Raw genomic sequence first — 12424 nt, forward strand, 5'->3', positions numbered from 1 at the left:
TTGCACACAGATAACAAAGGAGCAGCAGATGGCGACCCTATTGGTTTTGCACGGCCCTAACCTGAACCTGCTCGGTACCCGGGAACCGGGCGTCTACGGTGCAACCACCCTGGCACAAATCAACCAGGACCTGGAACAGCGGGCGCGCAATGCCGGCCACCATTTGCTTTACCTGCAAAGCAACGCCGAGTACGAATTGATTGACCGCATCCACGCTGCTCGCGGCGAAGGTGTGGACTTCATTCTGATCAATCCAGCAGCTTTTACGCATACAAGTGTCGCGTTACGTGACGCGCTGCTGGCGGTGAGCATCCCATTCATCGAAGTGCATTTGTCTAACGTGCATAAACGCGAACCTTTCCGCCATCACTCTTACTTCTCCGATGTAGCGGTGGGAGTGATCTGCGGCCTTGGCGCCAGCGGTTATCGACTGGCCCTGGAGGCCGCACTAGAGCAGCTTGAAAGACAGGCAACGGCTTGAACAACAAGCGTTAAACGCCCCTGACCGACCCTTGGGAGTTGATGATTCATGGATATCCGTAAAGTTAAGAAACTGATCGAATTGCTGGAAGAGTCCGGCATCGACGAGCTTGAGATCAAGGAAGGCGAAGAGTCCGTACGCATCAGCCGTCACAGCAAGACGCCGGCTCAGCAGTACTACGCACCGGCTCCGATGCATGCACCGGCTCCGGCACCAGTTGCTGCCGCCGCTCCGGTTGCTGCCGCTGCGCCTGCGGCTCCAGCTGCACCTACGCTGAACGGCTCCGTTGCCCGTTCGCCGATGGTCGGTACTTTCTATCGCAAATCTTCGCCGTCCTCGCCGTCCTTCGTTGAAGTTGGCCAGACCGTGAAGAAAGGCGACACCCTGTGCATCGTCGAAGCCATGAAGATGATGAACCACATCGAAGCTGAAGCCAGCGGTGTGATCGAATCCATCCTCGTCGAAGACGGCCAGCCGGTTGAGTACGACCAACCGCTGTTCACCATCGTTTGAATCGCGGAGAGCCTTTGATGACTGCGAAGTTGGAAAAAGTTCTGATCGCCAACCGCGGTGAGATCGCCCTGCGGATTCTGCGTGCCTGCAAGGAAATGGGCATCAAGACCGTCGCCGTTTACTCCAAGGCCGACAAAGAGCTGATGCACCTGGGCCTGGCAGACGAATCCGTCTGCATCGGTCCGGCCTCCGCCGCTCACTCCTACCTGCACATTCCGGCCATCATCGCCGCCGCTGAAGTGACCGGTGCAACCGCCATTCACCCAGGCTACGGTTTCCTTGCGGAAAACGCCGACTTTGCCGAACAGGTCGAGAACTCCGGTTTCGCGTTCATTGGCCCGAAAGCCGATACCATCCGCCTGATGGGCGACAAGGTATCGGCCAAGCACGCCATGATCGCCGCTGGCGTTCCAACCGTCCCGGGCTCCGACGGCCCACTGCCTGAAGACGAAGAAACCGCTCTGCGCATTGGTCGCGAAGTCGGTTATCCGGTGATCATCAAAGCCGCTGGCGGCGGTGGTGGTCGTGGCATGCGCGTGGTGCACAAAGAAGAAGACCTGATCTCCTCGGCGAAACTGACCCGCTCCGAAGCGGGCGCAGCGTTCGGCAACCCGATGGTCTATCTGGAAAAATTCCTGACCAACCCACGTCACGTGGAAGTTCAGGTGCTTTCCGACGGTCAGGGCCACGCCATCCATCTGGGCGACCGCGACTGCTCGCTGCAACGTCGTCACCAGAAGGTTCTCGAAGAAGCGCCGGCACCGGGCATCGACGAGAACGCGCGCGAGGAAGTCCTCGCCCGCTGCGTCAAGGCTTGCATCGACATCGGCTACCGTGGCGCCGGCACTTTCGAGTTCCTGTACGAGAATGGCCGCTTCTACTTCATCGAGATGAACACTCGTGTCCAGGTAGAGCACCCGGTATCGGAAATGGTCACCGGCATCGACATCGTCAAGGAGATGCTCAGCATCGCCGCCGGCAACAAGCTGTCGTTCACCCAGGATGACGTGGTCATCCGCGGTCACGCGCTGGAATGCCGGATCAACGCCGAAGACCCGAAAACGTTCATGCCGAGCCCGGGCACGGTCAAGCATTTCCACGCACCAGGCGGCAACGGCGTTCGCGTCGACTCGCACCTGTACAGTGGCTATGCCGTTCCGCCGAACTACGACTCGTTGATCGGCAAGCTGATCACCTACGGCGCAACCCGTGACGAAGCCATGGCGCGCATGCGTAATGCGCTGGACGAAATCGTTGTCGACGGGATCAAGACCAACATCCCGCTGCACCGTGATCTGACCCGTGACGAAGGCTTCTGCAAAGGGGGGGTGAACATTCACTACCTCGAGCACAAGCTGGCCGGCGACAAGCACTAAGCTTCAGCCGGAACATGACAAGGCCGCCTTCGGGCGGCTTTGTTGTTTCTGGGGATTGTTGATTGATCGATAAATACAAAATCCTGTGGTGAGGGGGCTTGCCCCCGTTGGGCTGCGAAGCAGTCCCTATCAATGCGCCACAGGTTTTCCTGACGAAACGCATTCAACAGATTTGCGGCTGCTGCGCAACCGAACGGGGGCAAGCCCCCTCGCCACAGTAATCCGCTCACTCCAGAGCATCGCAACCCGGTCGTCTTCTGCCGCGCGCTCGCGTAAACTTGCGCGCTTCTCGCAGCCCGCTAGGCTGCAATCTATATTTTTCAAAGGTGCCCGCCATGCCTTGGCTGCAAGTCCGTCTCGCCATCAGCCCAGAACAAGCCGAAACCTACGAAGACGCTTTCCTTGAAGTGGGCGCCGTGTCGGTGACCTTCATGGACGCCGAAGATCAGCCGATCTTCGAGCCGGAACTCAACACCACCCCGCTGTGGTCGCACACACACCTGCTGGCCTTGTTCGAAGGCGGCACTGACGCCGCCAGCGTGCTGGCACACCTGGAGTTGCTGACCGGTAGCCCGCTGCCCGAGCATCACAGCGAAGTGATCGAAGACCAGGACTGGGAACGCAGCTGGATGGATGGCTTCCAGCCGATGCGTTTCGGCCAGCGCCTGTGGATTGTCCCGAGCTGGCACGCCGCCCCTGAGCCTGACGCGGTGAACCTGCTGCTGGACCCAGGCCTGGCGTTCGGCACCGGCACTCACCCGACCACCGCGCTGTGCCTGGAATGGCTCGATGGCCAGGACCTGAAAGACTGCAACGTGCTGGATTTCGGCTGCGGCTCGGGGATTCTGGCGATTGCTGCCCTGTTGCTGGGCGCCAAACAAGCCGTCGGCACCGATATCGATGTGCAGGCCCTGGAGGCCTCCCGCGACAATGCCGGACGCAACAACATTGCCGACGAGCTGTTCCCGCTCTATCTGCCGGAAGATTTGCCGCAGGTTCAAGCCGACGTACTGGTCGCCAATATCCTCGCCGGCCCGCTGGTTTCCCTGGCGCCGCAACTGTCCAGCCTGGTCAAGCCCGGCGGTCGCCTGGCGCTGTCGGGCATCCTCGCCGAACAGGGCGAAGAAGTCGCCGCCGCCTACGCTCGCGACTTCGATCTGGACCCAATCGCCAATCGCGACGGCTGGGTACGCATCACTGGCCGTCGGCGCTAGAATGAGCGCCTGCATAAACCGGATTGCCGCATGACCGATAGCTTCGTCACCCAATGCCCGCATTGCCAAACCAGCTTCCGCGTCAGCCATGCTCAGTTGAGCGTGGCCCGCGGGGTGGTTCGTTGCGGCTCATGCTTGCAGGTATTCAACGCCGCCAAGCAGTTGCTTGAGCAACGGGCCGGCAAGGAAGCGGTAAAACCGGCTGCATCGGCGCCCGTAGAACCGCCCGTGCAGCGGGCCATCAGCCAAAAGCAATGGACCGCGGCCGAAATGGACCTGGACAGCCTGGACCTGGACGAAGAACTCGCCCGGCTCGAACAGCGGGAAATCCAGCCGACGACGGAGTTCGGTCGCCCTCGCGAAGACAGCCTCAGCGCTCGTCGCGACAGCACCGAACACGACGAAGCCCCTTGGCCCGACAGTCTCTTCAGTGAGTCGGCCGCCGATCGTGCGCAAGCCGCCGACACGCAGACGCCAGCACCAATGGTCGAACCGACGATCGAGCCAAGCAAACACTCGCGCACCGAGCCCTCGCTGTCCATGGAGCCCGTGCCGCTGGACGATGAGCCCGAGATACAGCAACTGCGCCTGCACGACCCGCTCGACGCCCCGATCCCTTTTGGCACCCTGTCGGCGAAAGCCGATGACGATGAGATCGACGATGACCTGCCCACCGTCGAGCCTCTGCGCAAGCGACGCGAACGCAGCGAACCGGCCATGCGCGCTGAAGCGCTACAGGACCTGACCGACGACCCGTTGCAACTGGATTGGCAAAAACGCCGCTCCCCCTGGGGTCGGCGCTTTTTCTGGCTGCTGCTGATCCTGCTCGGCGCTGCCGGCCTCGTCGGCCAATACGTCGCCTACCACTTCGACGAACTGGCGCGCCAGGACCAATATCGTCCGTGGTTCCAGCAACTGTGCCCGCACATCGGCTGCACAGTGCCGTCCAAGGTCGACATCGCGAAAGTCAAAAGCAGCAATCTGGTGGTCCGCAGCCACCCGGACTTCAATGGGGCGCTGGTGGTCGATGCCATCATTTATAACCGTGCGCCCTTCTCCCAGCCGTTCCCGCTGCTGGAGCTGCGTTTTGCCGACCTCAACGGCCACCTGATCGCCAGCCGCCGCTTCAAGCCCGGCGAGTACCTCAACGGCGATCTCGAAGGCCTGGCCGAAATGCCGCCGCAAACGCCGATCCACATCGCGCTGGACATTCTCGACCCAGGCCCCAAAGCGGTGAACTACAGCCTGAGCTTCCATTCGCCCGAGTGAAACACTCAAGCGTTGCAGGCTTGACGGCGGTTTCCTGACTTTGACCGTTCAAACCAAACCGCTGGCGATAACGAATTAGTTGTTCAGATTTTGTTCAATTCAGCCTTTATCCAGTCATCGAGAGCGGGTATCATGCCAACCCTTTTTCGAACTCTCATGATCCGGCCCCACAACAGGGAAGTCCTATGTCGGCGGTACGCATCGGTCCATATACATTGCACAACGGCTTGATCCTCGCCCCCATGGCGGGCGTCACCGACCAGCCCTTTCGTCAGCTGTGCAAACGATTGGGCGCAGGACTTGTAGTCTCGGAAATGGTCACCAGCGACATGAGCTTGTGGAACACCCGCAAATCGCGGATGCGCATGATCCACGAAGGCGATCCCGAGCCCCGCTCGGTACAGATCGCCGGCGGAGATGCGCAGATGCTGGCGGATGCGGCCCGGGCCAACGTCGAACTGGGTGCACAGATTATTGACATCAACATGGGCTGTCCGGCGAAGAAGGTCTGCAACAAGGCTGCCGGCTCCGCACTGTTGAAAGATGAAGCATTGGTGACCGAGATCCTGCAGGCCGTGGTGGCTGCGGTCGATGTGCCGGTCACCCTGAAGATCCGCACCGGCTGGGACCGGGCGAACAAGAACGGTCTGACGGTGGCGAAGATCGCCGAACAGGCAGGCATCACGGCGTTGGCCGTACATGGCCGCACGCGTGCCGACCTGTACACCGGGGAAGCCGAGTACGACACCATCGCCGCGATCAAGCAGGCGGTGTCGATTCCGGTCTTCGCCAATGGCGATATCGATTCGCCCGAGAAAGCCCGGTACGTGCTCGACGCGACCGGTGCCGATGGCCTGTTGGTGGGCCGGGCTGCCCAGGGGCAGCCATGGATTTTTCGTGAAATCGACCATTATCTGCGTACCGGTGAAAAACTCCCGGCACCGGAACTGATCGAGGTGGAATGTATTCTGCTTGAGCATCTGGCCGCGCTGCATGCCTTCTATGGCGACGTCATGGGCGTGCGCATAGCTCGCAAGCATGTGGGCTGGTATCTCGCAACCTTGCCGGGCGCCAGGGAGTTTCGCGCCCACTTCAATCGTTTGGAAGATACGGAAGCACAATGCGCCTACGTTCGAGGCTTCTTCGCCGAACGTTACAAGAGCCTGACAGGGGACGGAGAAGGGGTGGCCGCATGACGATGATGACCGAGACTTTAGTGAGTGGAACAACACCCGTGAGCGACAACGTGAATTTGAAACAGCACCTCAATACCCCGAGCGAAGAAGGTCAGACCCTTCGCGGGAGTGTCGAGAAGGCGCTGCACAATTATTTCGCCCACCTTGAGGGCGCTGCCGTCACGGATGTGTACAACCTGGTGCTCTCCGAAGTCGAGGCTCCCCTGCTCGAATGCGTGATGAACTACGTCAAGGGTAACCAGACCAAGGCCAGTGAGCTGCTCGGGCTGAACCGGGGCACCCTGCGCAAGAAACTCAAGCAGTACGATTTGCTGTAAGCATTCAATCAAACCAGAAAGGCGCCCGCGTAAAACCGGTCGCCTTTTTTGCTGACTCCTTTGCTTTTGATGGAAATTGAGATGACCGACCAGACTACCCGCCTGCCGATCCGCCGCGCCTTGATCAGCGTTTCCGACAAGACCGGGATCCTTGAATTCGCCAAAGAGCTCGAAGCCCTGGGCGTCGAGATCCTCTCCACCGGCGGGACGTTCAAGCTGCTGCGCGACAACGGCGTTGCCGCAGTAGAAGTCGCGGATTACACCGGTTTCGCAGAAATGATGGACGGTCGGGTGAAAACCCTGCACCCGAAAATCCACGGCGGGATCCTCGGTCGTCGCGGTATCGACGACGCCATCATGAGCGAGCACGGCATCAAGCCGATCGATCTGGTAGCGGTCAACCTGTACCCGTTCGAAGCCACCATCAACAAGCCAGGCTGCGACCTGCCGACCGCTATCGAGAACATCGACATCGGCGGCCCGACCATGGTCCGTTCGGCAGCAAAAAACCACAAAGACGTGGCCATCGTGGTGAATGCCAGCGATTACGCCAACGTTCTGGAAAGCCTCAAGGCCGGCGGCCTGACCTACGCTCAGCGTTTCGACCTGATGCTCAAGGCCTTCGAACACACCGCCGCCTACGACGGCATGATCGCCAACTACATGGGCACCGTGAACCAGGCGGCTGAAACCCTCAGCACCGAAGGCCGCAGCGAATTCCCGCGCACCTTCAACAGCCAGTTCATCAAGGCTCAGGAAATGCGCTACGGCGAGAACCCGCACCAGAGCGCGGCGTTCTACGTTGAAGCCAAGCCAGCCGAAGTCGGCATCGCCACCGCGACCCAACTGCAAGGCAAAGAGCTGTCGTACAACAACGTGGCCGACACCGACGCCGCGCTGGAATGCGTGAAGAGCTTCGTCAAACCGGCCTGCGTGATCGTCAAGCACGCCAACCCGTGCGGCGTGGCCGTGAGCCCGGACGCCGAAGGCGGCATCCGTCAAGCCTACGAACTGGCCTACGCCACCGACACCGAGTCGGCGTTCGGCGGCATCATCGCGTTCAACCGCGAGCTGGATGCTGAAACCGCCAAGGCCATCGTCGAGCGTCAGTTCGTCGAAGTGATCATCGCCCCATCCGTCAGCGCAGAAGCCCGCGCCATCGTGGCAGCCAAAGCCAACGTACGCCTGCTGGCCTGCGGCGAGTGGTCGGCTGACCGCGTTCCGGCCTGGGACTACAAACGCGTCAACGGCGGTTTGCTGGTACAGAGCCGCGACATCGGCATGATCGGCAGCGAAGACCTGAAAGTGGTGACCAAGCGCGCGCCAACCGAGCAGGAAATCAACGACCTGATCTTCGCCTGGAAGGTCGCCAAGTACGTCAAGTCCAACGCCATCGTCTACGCCAAGAACCGTCAGACCATCGGTGTCGGCGCCGGCCAGATGAGCCGCGTGAACTCCGCGCGTATCGCCGCGATCAAGGCTGAACATGCCGGCTTGCAAGTGCAGGGCGCGGTCATGGCGTCGGATGCGTTCTTCCCGTTCCGCGACGGCATCGACAACGCGGCCAAGGTCGGTATCACTGCGGTGATCCAGCCAGGTGGCTCGATGCGTGATAACGAAGTGATTGCCGCAGCTGATGAAGCCGGCATCGCCATGGTCTTCACCGGCATGCGCCACTTCCGTCACTAATAAGACAACGGCCGCACTGAACCCGGTATCTGCTGCGTTGGAGCCGACCTCGATGATGCTCATTGCCAAAAGGCAGCTCCGCTCATCAAGGTCGACTCCGCCTTGTATCTACCGGCTTCATTGCGACCTCCTACGGCGTGAAGCGCTTTAGGTTCCAAAACAGAATTAGCGTCATCCGAGGTTTTTGAAATGAATGTTTTGATCATTGGCAGCGGTGGCCGTGAACACGCCCTGGCCTGGAAAGTGGCTCAGGATCCGCGCGTGCAGAAAGTGTTCGTTGCCCCGGGCAACGCTGGCACCGCCATTGAAGCCAAGTGCGAGAACGTCGCCATCGACGTGCTCGCCCTCGAGCAGCTTGCAGATTTCGCGGAGAAAAACGTTTCCCTGACCATCGTCGGCCCGGAAGTGCCGCTGGTTGCAGGCGTTGTCGATCTGTTCCGCTCCCGTGGCCTGGATTGCTTCGGCCCGACCGCGGGTGCCGCGCAACTGGAAGGTTCGAAAGCCTTTACCAAGGATTTCCTGGCGCGTCACAAGATCCCGACCGCCGACTACCAGAACTTCACCGAGATCGAGCCGGCCCTGGCTTATCTGCGTGAAAAAGGCGCACCGATCGTGATCAAGGCCGACGGCCTGGCTGCCGGCAAAGGCGTGATCGTGGCCATGACATTGGCTGAAGCTGAAGACGCGGTGCGCGACATGCTCGCTGGCAACGCGTTTGGCGATGCCGGCTCCCGGGTGGTCATCGAAGAGTTCCTGGACGGCGAAGAAGCCAGCTTCATCGTCATGGTCGACGGCAAGAACGTGCTGCCGATGGCCACCAGCCAGGACCACAAACGCGTCGGCGACGGCGACACCGGTCCGAACACCGGCGGCATGGGCGCTTACTCCCCGGCTCCGGTCGTCACGGCCGAAGTCCATCAACGGGTCATGGACCTGGTGATCTGGCCAACCGTGCGCGGCATGGCCGAGGAAGGCAACGTCTACACCGGTTTCCTCTATGCCGGCTTGATGATCGACAAGGCTGGTAACCCAAAAGTTATCGAGTTCAACTGCCGTTTCGGCGATCCTGAGACCCAACCGGTGATGCTGCGTTTGCAGTCGAGCCTGGTGTTGCTGGTCGAAGCGGCCCTGGCGCAAGCGCTGGACAAGGTCGAAGCACAGTGGGATCCACGTCCGAGCGTCGGCGTCGTATTGGCCGCTGGCGGTTACCCGGGTGACTACGCCAAAGGCGTTGCCATCAACGGTCTGGATGCAGCCGCGGCACTGGAAGGCAAAGTCTTCCACGCCGGCACTGCACTCAAGGACGGTCAGGTGGTGACGGCCGGTGGTCGGGTACTGTGCGCAACCGCCATGGGCACCAGCGTCGACGCAGCCCAGCAGCAGGCTTACAAACTGGCGGCTAAAATCGACTGGGAAGGCTGCTTCTATCGTAAGGACATTGGCTACCGCGCCATTGCCCGCGAGCGTGGCGAAAATCAGGAATAAGCCATCCACTCGGCCAGGCAAGGGCTTGCAGCCCTTGCCGGACTATTCCGGCGCCGCGCATAGTTATATTCTGGCATCAACCTACGAAGGGATTTCGCCGTGCGCTGGCTCAGGATTGCCATAGGCTTCACCGTCACTCTGCTGACCTTGCTCTGCATGCTCCCGGCCCAGGCCACGCAAGGCAGTGGCTGGGCGGTATTGCTCGACGAACAGGGCGATCTACAGCTGAGCGACATCCGCTCCGGCCGCTACACCAATCAATTCAGCCCCGTCGAACTCGACCGCCTCACCGCAGCCGGGCCCGAGGGTGCGCTGTGGCTGCGTTTCAGGCTGGCACCCGGCAAACACGAACAGTTGCTGAGGGTGTTCGCCCCCGACCTGTCGCACCTCAATCTGTATGTGCTCGACGGCGACCAACTGATCGATCAATTGAATACCGGCACCGGGCAGCCTCAGGCTGAGCGCCCCCTGCCCAGCAACGACTTCATGTTGCCGCTGCCACAAAGCGACAAAACCCTCGACATCTATATGCGACTGGTCTCCGAACACCAGTTTCGGCCTTACATCACCCTGCAATCGGCGGTCATGAGCGCAGCCACTCAGAACCAGACGTTGATCTACGGTCTGCTCTTTGGCTGTCTCGGAATGCTGATCCTGCATAACCTGACCCGCTACACCTACACCCGCTCGCGTAGCAGCCTCTGGCTGGCAGCGTGCGAAGGGTTGCTGCTGCTCAGCCTGGTGCTGCTGCTGAACCTGGCCCGACCATGGTTACCGAACTGGTCCGTCGTACAAACACCCGGTGCCTATCTTGCCTTGCTGCTGACCGCACCTTGCGGCCTGATGTTCGCCTACCGCTTCTTCGCCCCGCTCGGCCCACACCCGCTGAACAAGCTGCTGCTGGGGGACATCCTGTTCATCGTGGCCTGCGGCCTGCTGCTGTTGTTCGTCAACACCCTGCCGCTGAACCTGATCACGTACGCACTGGTTGCCCTGGCCGGCCTGAGCATGTTGTTCGTCAGTGCCCATCACTGGCAAAAAGGTTATCGCCCGGCTCGCCTGTTCGTGGCGGCCATGGTGGTGTTCAACCTTGGCACGTTGATTATCCTGCCGGCGCTGCAGGGGCTGACCCTTGTCGCCCCGCAAGGCCTGATCATCACCCTGCTGGTGTTTATCTGTATCAGTGGCCTGTTGATGAGTGTGGCCCTGGGCGAGCGACAGCGTAGCATCACCGAAGACCGTTTCAGCGTCAGCCGCGACCTGGCTGCCAGCAATGCCGAAATAAACGCCAAAGCTGAATTCCTGGCGAAAATCAGCCACGAAATCCGCACCCCGATGAATGGTGTGCTGGGCATGACCGAACTGCTGCTGGGCACACCGCTGTCGGTCAAGCAGCGCGACTATGTGCAAACCATCCATAGCGCCGGCAACGAACTGCTGACGCTGATCAACGAAATTCTCGACATCTCCAAGCTCGAGTCCGGACAGATCGAGCTGGACGATGTGCAGTTCGACCTCAATGCCCTGATCGAAGACTGCCTGAGCATCTTCCGCGCCAAGGCCGAACAACAAAACATCGAGCTGATCAGTTTTATCCAGCCACAGGTACCGCGCGTCATCAGCGGTGATCCGACGCGCCTGCGCCAGACCCTGCTGAGCCTGCTGGAAAACGCCCTGAAGAAAACCGATGAAGGCGAGATTCTGATCGTTGTCGCCCTGGATGAACGCAGCGCCAAGCCGCGGCTGCGCATCGCCGTGCAGGACAGCGGCCAGCCGATGGAGGCTGAAGAGCGCGACGCACTGATGCACGCCGAGCTGCACAGCAAGCATTTCCTCTCGGCCACCAGCCTGGGGGGCAATCTGGGGCTGGTGATTGCCCGTCAGCTGATCCGTTTGATGCAGGGCGAATTCGGCATCAAGAGCGGCGCCAACCAGGGCAGCACATTGTGGCTGACCCTGCCACTGGACCCGGACCGTCTCGAGCATCCGACCTCGGACCTGGACAGCCCGTTGCAAGGCGCACGCGTACTGGTCGTGGACGACAACGACACCTGTCGCAAGGTGCTGGTGCAGCAGTGCAGCGCCTGGGGCCTGAACGTCAGTGCCGTGCCGTCCGGCAAGGAGGCCCTGGCACTGCTGCGCACCAAGGCCCACCTGCGCGATTATTTCGACGTGGTCCTGCTGGACCAGAACATGCCCGGCATGACCGGCATGCAACTGGCCGCCAAGATCAAGGAAGACCCGAGCCTGAACCACGACATTCTGCTGATCATGCTCACCGGCATCAGCAACGCGCCGAGCAAGATCATCGCGCGCAACTCCGGGATCAAGCGCATCCTCGCCAAGCCAGTGGCCGGCTACACCCTCAAGACCACCCTGGCGGAAGAACTGAACCAGCGCAACAACGGCCCGACTACCTCGCAGCACCTGCCCACCGGCCCTACCCTTCCGGTCAAGGTGCCCAGCGACTTCCGCATCCTGGTGGCCGAAGACAACAGCATCTCGACCAAGGTCATCCGCGGCATGCTGGGCAAGCTCAACCTGCAACCGGATACCGCCAGCAACGGCGAAGAAGCCTTGGTGGCAATGAAGGCCCAGCGTTACGACCTGGTGCTGATGGACTGCGAAATGCCAATCCTTGACGGCTTCTCTGCCACCCAGCAATTGCGTGCCTGGGAAGTCGGCAACCAGCGGATTCGCACCCCCGTGGTGGCGTTGACCGCGCACATCCTCGCCGAACACAAAGAGCGCGCGCGTCAGGCCGGCATGGATGGGCACATGGCCAAACCGGTCGAGCTGTCGCAGTTGCGCGATTTGATCGAGCATTGGGTTGCTCAGCGTGATCAGCAGAACCGCACAGTGTCGACCCTCTGAGAGCCCTCGG

General features: G+C 60.9%; 10 protein-coding genes. All 10 read left to right on the forward strand.

Annotated elements, in window-relative coordinates; genetic code table 11:
* Positions 1-28 precede the first annotated feature (28 nt).
* The 10 genes from aroQ to JUI81_RS05025 all read left to right on the forward strand — a co-directional run bounded on the left by aroQ (position 29) and on the right by JUI81_RS05025 (position 12414).
* On the forward strand, positions 29-481 hold the full coding sequence (gene aroQ / locus JUI81_RS04980; RefSeq protein WP_007937215.1) for a type II 3-dehydroquinate dehydratase: 453 nt from the start codon (positions 29-31) through the stop codon (positions 479-481).
* A 48-nt stretch (positions 482-529) separates the two neighbouring features.
* Complete coding sequence (accB, locus tag JUI81_RS04985; protein WP_019582271.1) at positions 530-994, forward strand: acetyl-CoA carboxylase biotin carboxyl carrier protein; 465 nt, start codon at positions 530-532, stop codon at positions 992-994.
* A 17-nt stretch (positions 995-1011) separates the two neighbouring features.
* Positions 1012-2370 (forward strand): acetyl-CoA carboxylase biotin carboxylase subunit, encoded by a 1359-nt coding sequence (gene accC, locus JUI81_RS04990; protein ID WP_007937211.1) that lies wholly within the window; start codon positions 1012-1014, stop codon positions 2368-2370.
* Between the two features lie 335 nt (positions 2371-2705).
* Positions 2706-3584 (forward strand): 50S ribosomal protein L11 methyltransferase, encoded by an 879-nt coding sequence (prmA, locus tag JUI81_RS04995; RefSeq protein ID WP_019582270.1) that lies wholly within the window; start codon positions 2706-2708, stop codon positions 3582-3584.
* A gap of 30 nt (positions 3585-3614) precedes the next feature.
* On the forward strand, positions 3615-4853 hold the full coding sequence (locus JUI81_RS05000) for a DUF3426 domain-containing protein (protein WP_204123882.1): 1239 nt from the start codon (positions 3615-3617) through the stop codon (positions 4851-4853).
* Between the two features lie 185 nt (positions 4854-5038).
* On the forward strand, positions 5039-6049 hold the full coding sequence (gene dusB, locus JUI81_RS05005) for a tRNA dihydrouridine synthase DusB (protein WP_018928425.1): 1011 nt from the start codon (positions 5039-5041) through the stop codon (positions 6047-6049).
* Positions 6046-6366, forward strand: a complete 321-nt coding sequence (fis, locus tag JUI81_RS05010) for a DNA-binding transcriptional regulator Fis (RefSeq protein ID WP_007907419.1) — start codon at positions 6046-6048, stop codon at positions 6364-6366. Before dusB ends, fis begins: the two co-directional genes overlap by 4 nt.
* A gap of 81 nt (positions 6367-6447) precedes the next feature.
* Complete coding sequence (gene purH, locus JUI81_RS05015; protein ID WP_028940128.1) at positions 6448-8055, forward strand: bifunctional phosphoribosylaminoimidazolecarboxamide formyltransferase/IMP cyclohydrolase; 1608 nt, start codon at positions 6448-6450, stop codon at positions 8053-8055.
* 189 nt (positions 8056-8244) lie between these two features.
* On the forward strand, positions 8245-9540 hold the full coding sequence (gene purD, locus JUI81_RS05020; RefSeq protein ID WP_019582268.1) for a phosphoribosylamine--glycine ligase: 1296 nt from the start codon (positions 8245-8247) through the stop codon (positions 9538-9540).
* Between the two features lie 99 nt (positions 9541-9639).
* A complete protein-coding gene (locus tag JUI81_RS05025; RefSeq protein WP_204123883.1) occupies positions 9640-12414 on the forward strand; it encodes a hybrid sensor histidine kinase/response regulator in 2775 nt (924 codons plus the stop codon).
* The last annotated feature ends 10 nt before the right edge of the window (positions 12415-12424 follow it).

It is taken from the genome of Pseudomonas sp. 008 (genome assembly GCF_016861935.1).
Lineage (GTDB): Bacteria > Pseudomonadota > Gammaproteobacteria > Pseudomonadales > Pseudomonadaceae > Aquipseudomonas.